Source organism: Rhizobium glycinendophyticum (assembly GCF_006443685.1).
Taxonomy (GTDB): domain Bacteria; phylum Pseudomonadota; class Alphaproteobacteria; order Rhizobiales; family Rhizobiaceae; genus Allorhizobium; species Allorhizobium glycinendophyticum.
The window spans coordinates 2,498,624-2,513,680 of sequence record NZ_VFYP01000001.1 but is presented as its reverse complement, the minus strand read 5'-3'; the positions used below and the strand labels follow the sequence as shown (position 1 = coordinate 2,513,680).

At 58.0% G+C, this 15,057-nt stretch carries 19 protein-coding genes; 10 read left to right on the top strand and 9 right to left on the bottom strand.

All coding sequences use genetic code 11. The features are described 5' to 3' along the window. Positions 1 to 41: 41 nt before the first annotated feature. Both FJQ55_RS12270 and FJQ55_RS12265 read right to left on the bottom strand, forming a co-directional pair. Entirely contained in the window at positions 42 to 464 is a 423-nt protein-coding gene (locus FJQ55_RS12270; RefSeq protein ID WP_140828264.1) for a type II toxin-antitoxin system VapC family toxin, read from the bottom strand. After that, a complete protein-coding gene (locus tag FJQ55_RS12265; protein ID WP_140828263.1) occupies positions 464 to 697 on the bottom strand; it encodes a type II toxin-antitoxin system Phd/YefM family antitoxin in 234 nt (77 codons plus the stop codon). The genes FJQ55_RS12270 and FJQ55_RS12265 overlap by 1 nt, the downstream gene beginning before the upstream one ends. Positions 698 to 856: 159 nt before the next feature. Here FJQ55_RS12265 and FJQ55_RS12260 point away from each other — a divergent pair, with 159 nt between their 5' ends. Further along, positions 857 to 1,915 carry a DUF930 domain-containing protein gene (locus FJQ55_RS12260; protein WP_140828262.1) on the top strand — a complete coding sequence of 353 codons (1,059 nt, stop codon included), beginning with the start codon at positions 857 to 859 and terminating at the stop codon, positions 1,913 to 1,915. A gap of 29 nt (positions 1,916 to 1,944) precedes the next feature. On the opposite strand, the gene FJQ55_RS12255 is transcribed toward FJQ55_RS12260, so the two are convergent. Continuing rightward, entirely contained in the window at positions 1,945 to 2,544 is a 600-nt protein-coding gene (locus FJQ55_RS12255; protein ID WP_140829266.1) for a LysE/ArgO family amino acid transporter, read from the bottom strand. 88 nt (positions 2,545 to 2,632) lie between these two features. Between FJQ55_RS12255 and FJQ55_RS12250 the strand changes: the two genes are divergently transcribed. Together FJQ55_RS12250 and FJQ55_RS12245 are read left to right on the top strand one after the other, a co-directional pair. Continuing rightward, positions 2,633 to 3,556, top strand: a complete 924-nt coding sequence (locus FJQ55_RS12250; protein ID WP_140828261.1) for a LysR family transcriptional regulator ArgP — start codon at positions 2,633 to 2,635, stop codon at positions 3,554 to 3,556. A gap of 90 nt (positions 3,557 to 3,646) precedes the next feature. Next, positions 3,647 to 4,027, top strand: coding sequence for a YybH family protein (locus FJQ55_RS12245; protein ID WP_140828260.1), 381 nt, complete (start codon positions 3,647 to 3,649; stop codon positions 4,025 to 4,027). Positions 4,028 to 4,045: 18 nt separating this feature from the next. Here FJQ55_RS12245 and FJQ55_RS12240 read toward each other — a convergent pair whose 3' ends face one another. After that, positions 4,046 to 4,507 carry a heme-degrading domain-containing protein gene (locus FJQ55_RS12240; RefSeq protein ID WP_140828258.1) on the bottom strand — a complete coding sequence of 154 codons (462 nt, stop codon included), beginning with the start codon at positions 4,505 to 4,507 and terminating at the stop codon, positions 4,046 to 4,048. A gap of 148 nt (positions 4,508 to 4,655) precedes the next feature. Here FJQ55_RS12240 and FJQ55_RS12235 point away from each other — a divergent pair, with 148 nt between their 5' ends. The 4 genes from FJQ55_RS12235 (at position 4,656) to FJQ55_RS12220 (ending at position 6,718) form a co-directional block, all read left to right on the top strand. Then, a complete protein-coding gene (locus FJQ55_RS12235) occupies positions 4,656 to 5,072 on the top strand; it encodes a secondary thiamine-phosphate synthase enzyme YjbQ (RefSeq protein ID WP_140828257.1) in 417 nt (138 codons plus the stop codon). 173 nt (positions 5,073 to 5,245) lie between these two features. After that, the gene (locus FJQ55_RS12230; protein ID WP_167507734.1) at positions 5,246 to 5,617 is read left to right on the top strand and encodes a hypothetical protein; all 372 of its coding nucleotides are present in this window, start codon (positions 5,246 to 5,248) and stop codon (positions 5,615 to 5,617) included. A gap of 435 nt (positions 5,618 to 6,052) precedes the next feature. Further along, a complete protein-coding gene (locus tag FJQ55_RS12225) occupies positions 6,053 to 6,352 on the top strand; it encodes a hypothetical protein (RefSeq protein ID WP_140828255.1) in 300 nt (99 codons plus the stop codon). A gap of 30 nt (positions 6,353 to 6,382) precedes the next feature. Then, complete coding sequence (locus FJQ55_RS12220) at positions 6,383 to 6,718, top strand: ATPase inhibitor subunit zeta (protein WP_140828254.1); 336 nt, start codon at positions 6,383 to 6,385, stop codon at positions 6,716 to 6,718. 31 nt (positions 6,719 to 6,749) lie between these two features. Here FJQ55_RS12220 and FJQ55_RS12215 read toward each other — a convergent pair whose 3' ends face one another. Next, positions 6,750 to 6,974, bottom strand: a complete 225-nt coding sequence (locus FJQ55_RS12215) for a hypothetical protein (RefSeq protein ID WP_140828252.1) — start codon at positions 6,972 to 6,974, stop codon at positions 6,750 to 6,752. Positions 6,975 to 7,192: 218 nt separating this feature from the next. Here FJQ55_RS12215 and FJQ55_RS12210 point away from each other — a divergent pair, with 218 nt between their 5' ends. Next, on the top strand, positions 7,193 to 7,555 hold the full coding sequence (locus FJQ55_RS12210) for a hypothetical protein (protein WP_208758210.1): 363 nt from the start codon (positions 7,193 to 7,195) through the stop codon (positions 7,553 to 7,555). Between the two features lie 286 nt (positions 7,556 to 7,841). On the opposite strand, the gene FJQ55_RS12205 is transcribed toward FJQ55_RS12210, so the two are convergent. Genes FJQ55_RS12205 through FJQ55_RS12195 form a run of 3 tightly spaced genes read right to left on the bottom strand, consistent with a single transcriptional unit; the run spans position 7,842 to position 12,202 of the window. Continuing rightward, positions 7,842 to 9,107, bottom strand: a complete 1,266-nt coding sequence (locus FJQ55_RS12205; RefSeq protein ID WP_140828249.1) for a hypothetical protein — start codon at positions 9,105 to 9,107, stop codon at positions 7,842 to 7,844. Beyond that, positions 9,108 to 10,841, bottom strand: a complete 1,734-nt coding sequence (locus FJQ55_RS12200) for an AAA family ATPase (RefSeq protein ID WP_140828248.1) — start codon at positions 10,839 to 10,841, stop codon at positions 9,108 to 9,110. It lies immediately after the preceding gene. 5 nt (positions 10,842 to 10,846) lie between these two features. Beyond that, positions 10,847 to 12,202, bottom strand: coding sequence for a DNA cytosine methyltransferase (locus tag FJQ55_RS12195; protein WP_161596978.1), 1,356 nt, complete (start codon positions 12,200 to 12,202; stop codon positions 10,847 to 10,849). A gap of 226 nt (positions 12,203 to 12,428) precedes the next feature. On the opposite strand from FJQ55_RS12195, the gene FJQ55_RS12190 reads away from it, so the two are divergent. Together FJQ55_RS12190 and FJQ55_RS12185 are read left to right on the top strand one after the other, a co-directional pair. After that, positions 12,429 to 13,196 (top strand): hypothetical protein, encoded by a 768-nt coding sequence (locus tag FJQ55_RS12190; RefSeq protein ID WP_140828246.1) that lies wholly within the window; start codon positions 12,429 to 12,431, stop codon positions 13,194 to 13,196. 150 nt (positions 13,197 to 13,346) lie between these two features. After that, positions 13,347 to 13,607 carry a hypothetical protein gene (locus FJQ55_RS12185; protein ID WP_140828244.1) on the top strand — a complete coding sequence of 87 codons (261 nt, stop codon included), beginning with the start codon at positions 13,347 to 13,349 and terminating at the stop codon, positions 13,605 to 13,607. A gap of 165 nt (positions 13,608 to 13,772) precedes the next feature. Here FJQ55_RS12185 and FJQ55_RS12180 read toward each other — a convergent pair whose 3' ends face one another. Next, entirely contained in the window at positions 13,773 to 15,032 is a 1,260-nt protein-coding gene (locus FJQ55_RS12180) for a plasmid recombination protein (RefSeq protein ID WP_140828243.1), read from the bottom strand. Positions 15,033 to 15,057 lie beyond the last annotated feature (25 nt).

Below are 15,057 nucleotides of genomic sequence, written 5' to 3'. Positions count from 1 at the left end.
CACAAGATGGGGAGATCGCGAAAGGCCGATCGCATTTCGCGTCATGGCGTTTCAACGGGCAGGCCGACGGCTTTGCATGCCCTTGCAAGGATAACGTCGAGGGTCGCCATGGGCAGGCCGGCAGTGAGGGCGACGACGAGATGGAGGCTGTCGGCGGCGCGCAGGCCCAGTTCAAACCTATCGCAAAAGCGTGCCGCAGCCGCGTAGTCGGCATTTCCCACAGGGAGAGTGATCAGGGAGCGCGAAACGAGCCGGTTGAAGGCTGTCAGCGCCGTTTCGCGCTGCTGGAGGTTGATCTGTCCGGTGCGGACTTTCTGCGCCAGGGCGGATGAGAATTCCGTGATGACCCAGCCCGAGATATACAGCGTGCCTACTGGCTTCGTCTTCAGCCAGTCGGTGACACGGCCAGCGGCCGGTTCGTTGGTCAGAAGTGCCACGATGACGGACGTGTCGAGATAAACCATCAATAGCGATCTTCGTCCCGCAGACGACGAACGCCGTCTGGTTCAGTCGTCGGCATGCTTCGGGCCACGTCTTCCAACCAGTTGAAATCGAACGGCTCCCTCGGCGCTTCAGCGGCGACAAGGCGGGCTACGGGCTTGCCGTGTCGCTCGATCTCGATGATTTCGCCATTCTCGGCTTTTCCTACCAACTCGCTGAGATGGGCCTTGGCGGTTACGATATTGACAGTCGTCATGGTAGCGCCTCCTGACTAGAATTCTGGTCATACTAACATGAAGTGGCGTTCCGCCAAAGTCCCGGAGAGCCATTGCGGCGAAAGAGGCGCATGTGATCACATAGCGCCTCCCTTTTCGCCGCAATCCTCGGTATGGATCTGTCAATGGTTGATGAGAGTGTGAAACGCTGGTGGCGCCCGGTTAGCGGGCTTACCATCTCGCTGCTGCTGCATGCGGTCGTGGCGGGCGTTTTGCTGCTGTCCCTCATTTTTCAGCCGGAGCCTCAGGCCGAAGAGCAGGTGGTCGAGGTGAGCCTGGTTGCGCCGCCGGAGCCGGCGGCAGAAGAGCCGCCTGCCGAGGCGGCCAAACCCGAGGAACCCGCGGCCGAGGAGCCGAAGGCGCCAGAGCCACCGCCTGCACCGGAGCCGGAAAAGCCGGAGGCCGAGCCTCCGCCACCTCCAGAGCCGCCGCCAGCCGCCCCGCAGGCCGAAGAGCAACCCAAGCTGCCGGATGCCGGTCAGGCGCCCATCCCGGTCCTGCGGCCGGTGGTGAAGTTTGCCGAGAAGGATTCCGGGCCGGAGATCTCGAAGGGGACCGAGGCGGAAGCGGACTTGACCCCTGAGACGGCCGCAGAGTTGGAGGAGGCGGAGCAAGACGTGGCCGCCGCCACGCCGCAGCCGGACATCGATCTGCCCGAGGCCACTTTGCCCGAGGAGGCGCCGATGCCGGACGCGGCCGCCGAGGCCGCCGAAGGCGAAGGGGCCGAAGCTGCGCCGCCCGCCGCACCCCAGCCGACGGCGGAAGAGAAAAAGGCGGCCGAGGCGAAGGCTGCGGCGGAGGCGAAGGAAAAGCCGATCAAGGAGGCCGCGCTCGTTCCGCGCACGGTGAAGAAGCTGTTCTCCCACGCGATTTCCGGCGACGAGGCCGCCGCGACGGGGATGGCCGGGCTCAACCGCCAAGAGCGTGGCTTCATTTTGTGTGGTACGGAGTTGAGCCAGCAACTGCGAAGGGGTAAGCCCTCGTTCACCCCGTTCGCGCTGCCGGTTTTGCCTCTGAAGCAAGGGAATGTCGTTGAGGCACCACTCACGGCATTTCGCGATATCGGTGGAGACTGGATCAACATCGGCGTGCGGTGTGAGGTTGACGATGATGTGACCCAAGTGCTGAAATTCTCGCTTTCGGTGGGTAAGCCTGTCCCCAAGTCGGAATGGCGCGCCCGCGGCTTTTTGGATTTCTAGCGTTGCAGTGGAGCAACGGCATTTAGGCCTCAACATAGCAGGCTTATACCGATCGACGTCATCACCAGCGCAATCACGGCGTCGAGCAGTCTCCAGGCGACGGGCTTGGCAAACAGCGGTGCCAGCAGCCGGGCGCCATACCCGAGGCTGAAAAAAAAGAGGAAGGACGCCGCCATCGCGCCAAACGCGAATGCAGCCTCCTGTCCGGGATAGCGGGTGGAGATCGATCCCAGCAAAACGACCGTGTCGAGATAGACGTGCGGGTTCAGCCAGGTGAGCGCGAGGCAGGTCAGGAGCGCGGCTTTGAGACTGCTTCCGCTGCCCGCGTCTGCCGTTAGGGCATTGCCGCCGGTGAGCGCACTCCTCAGGCTTCTGAAGGCATAGACCAGCAGGAAGGCGGCGCCGGCATAACGCATCAGAGGTTCGAGCCAGACGACGTTGGCCAGCACGGTGGCAAAGCCACCGACGCCGAGCACGATGAGCAACGCGTCGGACACAGCGCAGGTCAGTACAAGCGGCAGGACATGTTCACGCCGCAAGCCCTGGCGCAGGATGAAGGCATTCTGCGCGCCGATCGCGACGATCAGGCTCAGGCCAAGCAGGAAGCCGGCGGTCAGGGCTGGAAGCATCTTCATGGTCTCTGGTGGTACGGCTTTGACTACTGCGCTCTCGGGCATTAGAGAAATTCAATCTTTTAATCTCACATTAGAGCCATCGATGTTTGATCCGACCCAATTGGCAGCCCTCTCTGCCATTTTGCGCAATGGGAGCTTCGAGCGGGCGGCGCGCTTGCTGGGACTGACACAATCGGCGGTCTCCCAGCGCATTCGGCTGCTGGAAGAGCAGGTCGGTACACCTCTTATAATTCGCTCACAGCCGTGTCGGGCAACCGAGGCTGGAGCGCGCGTCTTTCGTCATGCCGAAGAGCTGCGGTTGCTCGAACAGGAGTTGCGCACCGATCTTGGCATAGGTCGTGAACCGGGTGCTCTTGCATCGGGCACGACTGGTGCGGATGCGCGTGCTTGGCCAGCCGTTCGGATTGCTGTGAATGCCGACAGTCTGGCGACCTGGTTCCTGCCGGCCCTGGCGGCCGGCGAGTTTTTGTTTGATCTCGTTGTCGATGATCAGGATCACAGCGCCGATTGGCTGAAACGCGGTGAGGTGCGGGCGGCGATCAGCAGTGCCTCGCGGCCCGTCCAGGGATGCGATTGTCTGCCGCTTGGGGCCTTGCGTTATCTGGCGACCGCCAGCCCAGACTTCTGCCGGCGCTGGTTCGGAGAAGAGGGGGTGACGCCGGCGGGTCTGCAGCGGGCGCCGATGCTGACTTTCAACGCCAAGGATCGGCTGCAGAGCCGCTGGGCCGAGCAGGCGTTTGGCACGTCCCTCGCCGGTCCGTCGCACTGGCTACCCTCCAGCCAGGCGTTTGTCGATGCAGCCGCAGCCGGCCTCGGCTGGGGCATGAACCCCGAGGCTCTCGCAGCACCAGCTCTCGCCGAAAGACGGTTGAGGGTGCTGAAGGCCGACTGCCCGCTCGACGTGCCGCTCTACTGGCATGTCAGCCGCTCGGTTCTCCGGCTGATGCAGCCGGTGACGCAGGCGGTGGTGGAGGCGGCGCGACGTGCCTTGAGGCCGATACCCTAAGCCAAAGCGGATCCTGCCGCCGCTCTCCTGGTTCTCTCTTGTCAGGCAGATATCGAGGCCTATCTTTCATCGGGACAAGAGGAGAGGCCGATGTCCGTGAAAGATCAGGCGCTTGCCGTCATTGATGCTTTGAACCACCATGATTTTCCGGGTCTGATAACGTGTTTCGACGAGGACGCGATCCTGGACCTGCCGGACGGCATCCGGGTCATAGGCCGGGCTTCGTTTCGCGATACGCTTTCCGCCTATGTGTTGCGCCATGAAATGACCCTCACCGATGGCGTGGTTATGGTGGACGAAGCGGGATTTCGTGTCGCGGTCGAATGCACGCTGAATGGCCAGAACCGGCGGGGCGTGGACACCGCAGCCGACGGCGAAGCGGGACCTTATGCGCTCCCGGCTGTCATGGTGCTGGAACGGGAGGCGGATCTGTTCAGCCGCCTCAGCCTGTTCTGTGCTGTCCAGCCATAAGGGCCGACGGGGTTTCGCTCAGGCCTTGCCGAGCATATCTTCAAGCACGGCGATGATCATGTCGTGATCCTCCTGGGATTTCAGGCCAGACACCGTGACCGCCGCAACGACGCCGGTGCCGGCGACACGGATCGGGAAGCTGCCTCCGTGATCGGCATAGTCGAGCGGGTCGAGCCCCAGGTCCGGCGTCACCCCGCGGTCGCGAAGCCTGTTGGTTTCGCCAACCCGCAGAGACGCCTTGTGGAAACGCAGTGCCACATTGCTCTTGCGACGGGCCCAGTGGTCGTTGTCCGGCGAGGCGCCGGGCAGGGCGGCATGGAACAGCGTGCGGTCCGGCGTGCGGATGTCGATGACGACAGGGGCTTTCTGCGACAGCGCAAGCGTGACGAGCCGCTGGCCGAGATCGAGAGCGGCAAGTTCATCGAAAGCCTTGAAAACAAGATGGGCTTCCTGTTTGTCGATGGTGTCGATCAGGCTCATCGTGGCATCCTTTATCGCATGGGGACTGGCGTCTTGCAGTGGGTCGGACGCGACACTACAGACTGCCTGGGAAGCCCGCTAGGGGCCTCCTGGTACTCCGCCCGATTTTGAGGGCATCATGCAACAGCCGTCGGACGAGGATCGAGACATGGCACAGCGACGCATCACGATCGACACCTGCGGGCCTGGGCTGTACGAATTCACCGAACAGGCTGAGGATCTTGTCCGTCAGGCGCCTGGGGAAGACGGGGTGCTGACGGTCTTTGTGCGCCATACCTCCTGTTCGCTGCTGATTCAGGAGAATGCAGATCCGTCCGTGAAGGTCGATCTCCAAGCTTTCTTTCGACGCCTTGTGCCACCCGCAACAGATCCTTCGATGAGCTACATCATCCACCGGGACGAAGGGCCCGACGATATGCCGGCCCATATCAGGGCCGCCCTGTTGCCCGTATCACTTGGCATTCCCTATGCAGGGGGACGGCTGCTGCTCGGCACCTGGCAGGGCATATATCTGGTCGAGCATAGAGACCGTCCACACCGGCGCGAGGTGATACTATCCCTTTAACTCCGGTCCATCCGATCGCCTGGCGCAGCACCTGAACGGCGGCTGAATGGCAACTTCGGACTGCGTTCAGCCGCCGGGCGTTAATCTCCTCTCAATCGCTTGCAAGAGCGGGCGCGACACACAAGACGGGCGAAACGCCCGGGGTCTTTGAGAGGAGACACGCAATGACTGGCATGCTTCGCAAACTTGGAATGGCCGCCCTGGTCTCGATCATGGCGACGACCGGCCTTGTCTCGACGGCATCGGCCGACGATTTCGGCTGGGGCATTTATATCGAAGGTCCGCGCGACGGCCGCGGCTGGGACGGCCCGCGTTATGACGATCGTCACCGTCCCGACTGGCATCGTCCTGGCTGGGGACGTCCCGACCGCCGTGGACAGTGCCATCCGAACCAGGCCGTTGAGAAGGCGCGCTGGAATGGACTGCGTCGCGCCTTCATCGCCGATGTGTCGCCCCGTCGGGTGGTCGTCGCAGGCGTTCGTCACGGTTACCGCGACCGGATCATCTTCGCCAATGTGCGCGGCTGCCCGGTGATTGGTCGGTAAAAGGCCGAGAAGAGGATAGGGGGTGCTCCCGGTCGGATCGTCCGCCGTACGATCGTAGCGCCCCCCAGGCCATGGGACTGCTGGCTCAACAAGACCCGCTCCCATGGCCTGACCCGTTCTGCGGTTGGATCGACTGCGTTTTCCAGTATCTTCGGTTCTGTGCCTTGAAGGTGCCAAGATCATTGTCCATCTTGGCTCCAACCCGCTGGTCCGGGCCCCTCTGGTAAGAGCCGCCGGCGCTCTTGCGATGTCGGACCGTTTCGACATCCATGCCGGCCCAAGGACCAGACAGTTGCCCCGTCACGATTCTCTTTTGATCGGCCCTGGACGATTCGCGTCGCCCGGCGAGACGTTGTCACCTCGCGGTTATCCCAACCCGCGTGTTCTTCCGCTCCTTGCTCACGGAAAGCCGAAGGCAAACACGAAGGTGACCGGATGATCGGCGATTTCTTTTCCTGGCTGTTTGCTGTTTTCGTCGTCGATCCGATCGGTGCCGAAGTGGCCCTCCGTCTCGATGAGGCAAAAGCGCCGGTTGCCGTCGTCTCTCAGGTGAATGATTGCCTGCAGACAACCGGTTCAGCCTTGCTCGACTGGGCAGGCAAGGATGCCTGGTGGGCCGTCGGAACCACGATTTCCGTCACCACAGGCCAGATCGGCCTCGCCGAACTTCTGGACGCGGCGAACCCGGCCTGCGGTGCGATCGCCACCTATCTCACCGCATCGGCCGACAACTGAGCCATATCGAAAAAAGGAGGAACTAAACTCATGCCCCATCACAGCCCCCTGCCGAGCCAGCATTCGACGGGTCGCTCGCCGCGCCGGCACCACGAGGACGAGTCGCTCGGCAGTATCCGAGCGCGCCGCAATCTGCTTGCAGCCTATTGGGCCGGATCGTTGATCGGGCTTTCGGGGGAAGACCTTGGGCGCTATGCCAGCGACCTGCACGAGGCAGACCATGCGGAGGCCGGCGATGGTGATGTGATTGCGCGTCTGTTCGAGGATCTCGATGCTGCAGGTCACGGCATGAGCAAGAGCGATATTGCCGGGGCGCTGCGTCGCTTTCACGCCCAGGCGCTGAAGGACACCGGCTGCACCGAGTGATCCCTCAGCCGGTGTCTTCTGCGGCTCACGTTTAAAAACCGAGCGGTAGGGCGACAAGCGGGCCGATCAGCATGACCGTGGCCATGGCAAGCGCGATCCTGTCGCGCGCCTCGAAGAGAGGCCCGTGAAAGGCCGATGCCGGATAATGTCGACGGATTTCCGTGCGGGTCGTTTCGTCGGCAACGGTTGCGCCGGGGCCGATCATGCGGGTGCCATCGCTGTCTATGGGGCGGTGCAGGTTTGTCTCGCTGTGCATGGGATTTCTCCTTCAAACGCGTTGAACAGATCGAACCGGCAACCGCCGATGCTGTTCCCTCTGAGCCCGGTGGAGCGGCGCGAGCTGGGGCGTCGGGTGCGCGTGCATGCAGGCTTTGACGGTGGAACACACATTGAAGCGTTGTTTCCCGAGCCAGACGCGCTACACTCCTTGCGTCACCATGAAACCGCTCGGGGAGGAGCAATTTGATGAGACGCATGTGGCCGGAGGAATTCAGCTTCATTCTCGACGGGGCGGAGGAAGTCACCATCGAGAGCCCCGCACGCCAGCGGGAGGACGGCACGCATAGCGATGCTATCCACCGCCAGGCTCTGAAGGTCCGCATCAGCCAAGCCGATTACGAGCGCATCTGGCCGCTCGCCGAGGCCCGCTATCGGCTGCAGGGGGCGCATACAGGCAAGGCCATCACGCTGATCGTCAACAATCCGCATTACAGCCAGTGGCACCCCGCCGACGGCGGCACGGTCGAAAGCATATCCGACAGCGGCCGAGCTTATTCGACGCGCTATGTCGTGGTGCATTTTCTAATGGATGATGTGCGGGAGACAGTGGACGCCTGAGAGACTAGCGTCTGAAGACAGAAATGGTGGGCCCGGAGGGAGGAAGCGGGCATACCGGCGCAAGCCTAGATTAGAAACGAATACAGACGGTTACAGGGCTTTCGGATACGTTTTCGAGCTGCTTTCTGTGTACGCTTGTTTCAGAAAATGTCAACATTCACCCAGACGACAGACATCGTCGAGTTTAGGTTTCGTCCTAGCTGAACGGGCAGTCGCCGAACGCAAGCTGATTGACCGGAGATGGAATGAACATCAGGCGCGGACGCACCACCACCCGACATGAACACTAGAATCTAATCGCTGCTTCAAGCACGTTCGCAAAATCAGCACGTGAATTGCCAGACGCGATGTGCAGTTTTGTATCGGCGCTACGAGTCGCTGGCTGGGTAACAATTCCTGGTAACATAAGTATTCCAGAGACGTCACGACCACTCAATGAACTGAAGTCATGGATGTATCCGAACATTTTATAGACGCTATCGCTGGCGTATTTGTCGTCGCTGGTCTTTTTTACTTCGATGAGGATAAGCTTGCTTACACCGTCTTTTTCGATACTCAGCATGATGTCAGGGCGGCGCTCCGCACCCTTAAGCTCTTTGTAGTCGCTAACAATGCTTCCATAAGCCGTGGCAATTTTCAGCATCGCGGCTGGCGTTTGATCGAAAAATAAATCAATTGTCAGTTCGTCGGTAGCGAAATGGGCGATGCGTTCACGCCTTGCACTTACCAAGCCATACTCCAGAGGATCGCCGAAGCCTAATTCCTTTGCAAGCACGTCAATAGTCAACACCAGGATGTAAAGTTCGAAAAGATCGTCGCTGTTGACCGGCTCCAGCCAGTTCACCGCGAGCAAAGAAATAACGTTATACCACCAAGCTGCTGGGTCGTTCATCAAAAGTAATTCCGACCTCCGAGCGAGAGCTGCTGCTTCGCGATATTCCGGTCGCTTTTGGCGTTGCCCGCTCAGAATAAGTGAATGCGTTATACGGGACGGTATCTGGATATCAGCGAAATACTCATGCTTCAGCGCCTCTCTACAAGCCAAAGAAATGCTCTGGAGATCGGGATGGAGGTTCCTGAAGCCAACCTTTTTCTCCACAGATTTGATCCGCTGAGCAGTGTCGCTGACAAACCATGCAAGAAGTTGGTTTTCAGGCAAATCAAATGATCTATGAGCAGTGTGCGTTACGTAATGCACCCGAGACAGCGTACCGACACGGCGGCGCAACATTGTGGCTCCCCATTTTGGGTTTCCACGTAAAGCGGGGCCGACGATCTCCTCGCGTGCAACCCTTTCGTTTGAAAGCGCAAAGAGAAGTCTTTGAAAACCATTGCGAAGGAATTGTAGATAGCCCCCGGTCAATAGATCAACTACGGTCGCAAGAAGGCTAATATCTGCGTTTGCTCCGCTGAGCTTCTCCAGAAAAGCCTGTAGTGCGTGCAGGTCTATAGAAGAATGCGTGGACCCAATTACGCCCCTTCCTATGCTGGACAGATGCCGACCAGCGTGATCGTCGGAGCAGATGAAGTCTCGCCACGCTTCTCGCGACATTTATATATAGCCAGTCCAAACGGCTAAATGGGCGTCAACGCGATCCTCACCACCGACAAAGTGCCCGATCAGTTCGCGGCATGCCTCATGCAAATCTGGCCTCCCCTGAAACTGCGGCATTATATGCAGTTCGAACGCCGACAATAGCACATCCTCAGCAGAACGACTGGCATCGATATGGAACTCACTATCCGCATATTCGATGGCGCTCTTCGCAAAGGATGGACCCAAAGGCATCCCGATTTTTGCAAAGCCATTTTCCGCATCAGCGAAGAGCGATACCAGCGCATCCGTTATAGCTACCATTTGCTCTCGCCCCGCATTCTTCGCTTCAGTCTTATCAACCCATGCGCGAATAAGGCTCTCGAAAATGGCTTGGTCAGGTAGGTCCACTGGGACGAAAGCGAAACGGCGTACGAACGCCATTGAAAGCTTCTTTAGGCTGGCTTTATCTGAGTCGTTCATCGAACCAATAAGCCGCCACCACATCGGTACTGGTATTACGTCGTCAGCGTCATCGGCTTTTGCGGGGCCGAATTGCAAGCGAATATTCCGAAACTCTGTCTTGCCTGGTTCTGGCTCCCAGCGCCTCTGATAAGGCAGGCTCACAAAATTGCCGGTAAGTAGTGTGAACAGCTCTCCGAAGGCCTTGTCGATATCAGCACGATTTATTTCATCGACGATTAGACACTCGCCTTTCTCGATGGCCTGAACAATCTTGCCAGGCATAAAATCGAGCCGTTCAGTGCCGTCTGTCTGCGGCCGAGGAAAATATCCGCCGATAGTATCAAATGTTGTCCACTGGTCCGTTGCAGGCACTATGTCGTAAGCGAAATCCGCCTTCGACAACAATGCCCGGGCGAGCGACGTTTTTCCTGTTCCCGGTGGGCCTGTGAAGATGACGTGCATACCCGCCCTTAAAGCTGCCACTGCACGTCTCGCTGGTTCTAAGACTCCCTGCAACCCATCTAGGTCTTCTAAGTCTGCGATGTCGAGTTTCCAACTTCCACTTGTCTGGAGCGGAGCGGTAACCAATCCGGGATCGACGAGCGGAACCAAGTCGTGAACGCCCCCCGACCCCGAACCGTCGTTCGTTTTCACAGGCTCCTTAGTCTGCAAAAGCTCAAGCAGGACCGCTTCGTCAATCTTCTCGTCGTCGAACGGCAACTCGGATAAATCTTGAGGGATATCGGTGCTAAACGCTGCCCCAAGTAGACTTAGGTCGGCGAGTTTGAACTCTCTGACAAATTGCTCTACCGCCTCTTCCCAGGAGGAAATCTGCTGACCTCGATAAAGCCAAGCCGCAAGATAAGCTATAATGATCGGCACGTCCCCGATCACATGAGGTCCGTTAGCCGCAATCCATTCAGTGGCTCCAGCCGCAAATGCCCACTTCGTCTTATCATCGGGATGTTGCCGGAAAACCGCCTTCCTATCCTGGCGCTGTCGTTGGAGACTGCGGCCCGGATAGGTCTTTTCACGCCATCGTGTCTTTCCCTGTGGGTCACCAAACGGCACGTAGTATGGCCGATCCGGGCTGCCGCCCACAGGTTTAAAATAGTCCTCCATCAACTCGCGCTCTGTACCGGCACCAAACTTGATTGCCCGCGAAGGATCGTCGCCTACAGGTGCCCCAGCTCTCGCCAATGCGAGCACGCTCATTGTTGTCGGATGAGTGTGCTCGAACATATATGCTAGAGATAATTCGATATGCTTTATCGAAACGAAGGGCATAGAAATTAAACCTGATCGTAGGTGATTTCTTCCTGCTCACGAACCCTTCTAGGTGCTTTGAGCTTCAATATGTCGCTTTCAGTCAAACTATTCTCGACGACAACACTATCTCTAGTTGATTCGACATTTTCTTTGAAGACATCGCGGACAACGCTCGGATAGATCGCTTCCGCAATAGCTTGTGCGAGTATTGGCGGTACAGCATTCCCAATCTGCTGCCTTATTTGAGACGCAGTGCCCGAAAACAGGAAATGATCCGGGAACGACTGCAAACGCGCCGCTTCGCGCAAGCTGATCGTTCTAGCTTGAGTGGGATGGATAAACGCGCCCGTGGTCGCTTCATTGAATTTTGTCGTGATCGTGTAGGACGGCAGTCCGCTCGAAAGACGCTTGAGCAGCGTCGTCGCGTCATAAGGGCGAATACGGCTAAATCTGGCAGGGAGAGAATTGGCGGGCATATTTCGCCAGTTCTGCCCCTCCAAAAGGACCGTAGCCGCGAGCCTGTCTAGGCTAGGAAGGTCCGCAGCGGCATGTTGCTCAACCGTCTGCGAATGTGTCCGCATCAACGCTTGATAGGGTGTAGTAGGATCGCAAAGGTACTGAGCACCGTTGAGTTCTTCGCCCTCCTCAATTGGTGGAAGATCGGAACAGGCGTCTGCAAAACTCACATGTGGCGCGACTTCTCTATTTGCCCCGTGGCCGATCCGAGAGAGGTGTGCGAAAGGCAGAGAGTAATTTTTCCAAAGTTCCGGATTCCCATGCGTCGCAGCAGGAAAACAATTGTCAGCGCCAGTACGGTTGCCGACAAAAAACAAGCGGCGGCGAAGCTGCGGCACTCCAAAATCGGCCGCCAGCAGAATCATAGGCGCTACCGAATAACCAATCTCCTTGAATGCCCGAACGATGTCGATAGCGACGCGGCCCTGATTATACAGAAGCAAGCCCGGCACGTTTTCGAATACGATCCAAGAGGGGCGGAATTCATCAACCATGTCGAGATAGTTAATGAAAAGCCTATTTCTCGGGTCGGATTCGTCTCTACCAGAAGTGCGACTTAAACCGCCACTTGTAGAAAAGCCCTGGCATGAGGGCCCCCCGACTATGACATCGATATCCTCCGTACCGATCACATCACGAACGTCATCGAACCCTGGCTTACGCAAATCTCGAACCATGCCGACAGCTTCGGGCATGTTCTTCTCGAAGGATTCGATAGAGGCACCAAAATAATCGAGGCCGCCGATTATCTTGAAACCCGCAGAATGGAATCCCCACGAGATTCCGCCAGCCCCTGAGAACAAATCAAGAACTTTTGGCTTAAAATGTTGTTTTTTATCTATTTTTTTAACATTACGCGCCATCAGAGAACTCCAAATTCGCCGGAACATTACGTGAACAAATGCGATTCCTCAAGAGGGACACTAACAATTTCCGATGGACCAAAGTCATTTTTTTCGCCCGATCAGTGGGTTATAGGCAGGTTTCTGCCAAATTGATCGGGACTAAATAGCAACCGAAACTTGCGTCTATCCGGACACCTTGCTGTATGCGCCGCCGAACGTGATCCTTGTTTCAAGGAGGATTGCGATGCAGTTACATCAGAGACTTACGCCAGGACAAAAAACACAAGTCAGGAAGCGGGAAGAACGTCGCCGCCGAAAACGCGAGCGGAGGGCAGACGAGTATCGTAGGCGCACAGATCGTCTGCGCCGCCAGATTGAGGAAGCTCGAAAGCGCCGCCGACGCATGCTGCTTCTTTTCTTGCTGGCCGTGCTCGCGATGCAGGAATCCCTCCTTGCAGCATTCACACGCTCTATTTCGTATCGGCCCGATCCCATTGCAGACCCGACAGACTGGACGCCGGACCCAAGCAGGGACTTCGCCCCAGCACCCGGCCACGATGACCATTGCGACGGTTACAGCCGCAAGGAATGGACGCGGATGCTGGATGAGCGCGGTATCAAGCTCAGCCGGAAGGCCGAGATGAAAGTGGCGTGGGAAGCCGATCCAGATCACGAGCTTTTTCCGCCCCGCTATAGAAATTGGGGTTATCGCCCGTACCTTGGCGAGGTCATGTCCGACCTGACAGACGCACGCCACCAGAATGATGCCCTAACCGCGATCAAGCTCATGTCGCCAGCCGAGACGCACCAATATTTAGACGAAGCCTACGCATCCGACCCCGCCGACTTGTTGATGTGCCGCGCAAATTCGAGCGCCGATATCATCAGGAATTTCCAGTCTGCAGCAATCCGATGGCAATTCCGCAAGCTGCGCGACGCCGAAGAAGCACGAAGGGAAAAGGAATTGTCCCGGAAGAACGACGGCGAGCAAGGAATTCCAGAACCCAAGTAAAGGAGTTCTGCTGAAAATAGTAATTAGCACTGAAATCCGAATAATATTCCGGATATGTTGACATTTACATCGAAAAATACATCGATTTCACTTATTGACGGCAGTTTTATTTCGTGTTCATCTCCGCATTCTCAACAACAGGAGACGAAAATGCGAGAAGTGAGCTTCGACTGGAATGGGAAAATTTGTGAAATAGTAATGTCGGAGGATGTCGGATACTTGCTTGAAGTGAGCAATGCCTTTGTGGGTAGGTACGCCTACTTTGTCGACCGGCTTGATCTAGACCCGAACAACAACGAGAACGACGTCTGCGTCGGCCAGTGGCATGCTGAAACCGAGGCGGAAGCGCGGAAAGGGGCGGAAGAGGCATTCCTGCGGCACATGAACGGCGGCCCGCTGCTCGTGCAATAAGGCCCAGACGGCGCGGGGGATTGCTCCTTTAGTCCCCCCGCCTCAAGCTCTTAGCCAGAGAGCGTTTAGGAGATCATGATTGACAGCACCAAATCTGCGGAAAAGTCGCCCTTCGTCGTCCGGACGGTGATATTGTGGTTGCCCATGATCGCCGCGACACCGAGTTTAAGCATCACGTTTTTCCTTTTTTGCAAAATTGGGTTTCAAAACGAGCCTCGGGCTGGGTGACAGGTCCGGCGAAGCCGGATCGGAGGTCGGAGAAAGAATCGACCGCAGCCGGTCGCGCTCGATTCCAGCGCGCATCGCCGCGTCTTGCGCATCACGCGCTTTCCGCTCTGCGTCGAAGCGCTGGCGCTCAGCTTCAAGCTGTCTGCGCTCAGCAATCTGTGCAACATCCCGCCAGCGGTCGATTTCGCCCTTCAGTTCATAGCGTATTCTCTCAGCGAGTTTTGATTTCCGCAGACCATCCCAAACCGCCCGGAGACGACCGGCCCAACCGCTATATTTATCGGCATCGGCCATTGAGGCACGCGCTTGCTCTTGCTCCTTTCGTGCGCGATCCTGCGCAGCCAGCGCAGCGGCAGAAGCTTTACGAGCAGCCTCCTGTCGGCGAGCGGCATCGGCGGCGACCGTGGCTGCGTCAGCTTTCGTTTTGGCGATAAAGGTTTCGCCGTTGGCTTTGACGATCTTTGCCTTTTCAATTGTTTTCTTCAGTGCCTGGGCTTGTACTTGTTCCCGCTGCCATTCGTCTCTCGACAGGCGACGACGTTGCGGGCCAAGCCGGGTAAGGCCGGAAGGGACGGCAACTGCTTCGTGGTAGGAATCCTGCCACTGCCTCATCGCATATTTGTATTGGGCGTCAGCCCGCTTCCCGAGCGCTTTTTGGTCCTCTCCGGCAATGGGACCGGCGTCCATAACGGCACGTTTGGCGGTCGTCCCCGGATGATACTTTGCTGCCCGAAGAGCGGGATCGGATAGCGGCAGGATATAGGCATGGACGTGCCAGTGGCTTTCGTCTTCGTGCCTAATCACGCTTTTCAGGTCGCCGCCATATTGATCCCTCAACCACGCAACCGTCCGACGCTCCCACTCTTCAACTTCTCGGCGCTTTGTCGGGTCGGCCCTGACCTCGTCCATAGTGTAGGGATGAGAGGCGACCACCGTATGGACCGTTTTCTGGTCCAGCCGTATTTTTCGCGGTTTGCCCCCCTTCACGGTGATGTAGGTAGACGCCACGGACGTGTCATGCAGTTCCTGTGTCTGATCGATGCCGATACCAAAGACGACAATGGGAGGCGCAGGGTTCGCAACGTGAACAGAGGCCTCCGGTTTGCGAGATGCCTCTGCAAAAACGAAATCGGTACCCCGCCCCTTCGCATCGGGTTTCCTGGAATAAGATTCGAGGTGTACGAACTGGTAGCCCATTGCCATCTCCTTTGATGGCAGAAGG

Bases quoted from the DNA above. Each gene is read 5' to 3' on its own strand.
- FJQ55_RS12210 (WP_208758210.1), top strand. From the start codon at position 7,193: ATGTGGCCGGAGGAATTCAGCTTCATTCTCGACGGGGCGGAGGAAGTC.
- FJQ55_RS12220 (WP_140828254.1), top strand. From the start codon at position 6,383: ATGCCCCATCACAGCCCCCTGCCGAGCCAGCATTCGACGGGTCGCTCG.
- FJQ55_RS12205 (WP_140828249.1), bottom strand. From the start codon at position 9,107: ATGTCGCGAGAAGCGTGGCGAGACTTCATCTGCTCCGACGATCACGCT.
- FJQ55_RS12240 (WP_140828258.1), bottom strand. From the start codon at position 4,507: ATGAGCCTGATCGACACCATCGACAAACAGGAAGCCCATCTTGTTTTC.
- FJQ55_RS12250 (WP_140828261.1), top strand. From the start codon at position 2,633: ATGTTTGATCCGACCCAATTGGCAGCCCTCTCTGCCATTTTGCGCAAT.
- FJQ55_RS12180 (WP_140828243.1), bottom strand. From the start codon at position 15,032: ATGGGCTACCAGTTCGTACACCTCGAATCTTATTCCAGGAAACCCGAT.
- FJQ55_RS12225 (WP_140828255.1), top strand. From the start codon at position 6,053: ATGATCGGCGATTTCTTTTCCTGGCTGTTTGCTGTTTTCGTCGTCGAT.
- FJQ55_RS12255 (WP_140829266.1), bottom strand. From the start codon at position 2,544: ATGCTTCCAGCCCTGACCGCCGGCTTCCTGCTTGGCCTGAGCCTGATC.
- FJQ55_RS12190 (WP_140828246.1), top strand. From the start codon at position 12,429: ATGCAGTTACATCAGAGACTTACGCCAGGACAAAAAACACAAGTCAGG.
- FJQ55_RS12265 (WP_140828263.1), bottom strand. From the start codon at position 697: ATGACGACTGTCAATATCGTAACCGCCAAGGCCCATCTCAGCGAGTTG.
- FJQ55_RS12245 (WP_140828260.1), top strand. From the start codon at position 3,647: ATGTCCGTGAAAGATCAGGCGCTTGCCGTCATTGATGCTTTGAACCAC.
- FJQ55_RS12270 (WP_140828264.1), bottom strand. From the start codon at position 464: ATGGTTTATCTCGACACGTCCGTCATCGTGGCACTTCTGACCAACGAA.
- FJQ55_RS12215 (WP_140828252.1), bottom strand. From the start codon at position 6,974: ATGCACAGCGAGACAAACCTGCACCGCCCCATAGACAGCGATGGCACC.
- FJQ55_RS12185 (WP_140828244.1), top strand. From the start codon at position 13,347: ATGCGAGAAGTGAGCTTCGACTGGAATGGGAAAATTTGTGAAATAGTA.
- FJQ55_RS12200 (WP_140828248.1), bottom strand. From the start codon at position 10,841: ATGCCCTTCGTTTCGATAAAGCATATCGAATTATCTCTAGCATATATG.
- FJQ55_RS12235 (WP_140828257.1), top strand. From the start codon at position 4,656: ATGGCACAGCGACGCATCACGATCGACACCTGCGGGCCTGGGCTGTAC.
- FJQ55_RS12230 (WP_167507734.1), top strand. From the start codon at position 5,246: ATGCTTCGCAAACTTGGAATGGCCGCCCTGGTCTCGATCATGGCGACG.
- FJQ55_RS12195 (WP_161596978.1), bottom strand. From the start codon at position 12,202: ATGGCGCGTAATGTTAAAAAAATAGATAAAAAACAACATTTTAAGCCA.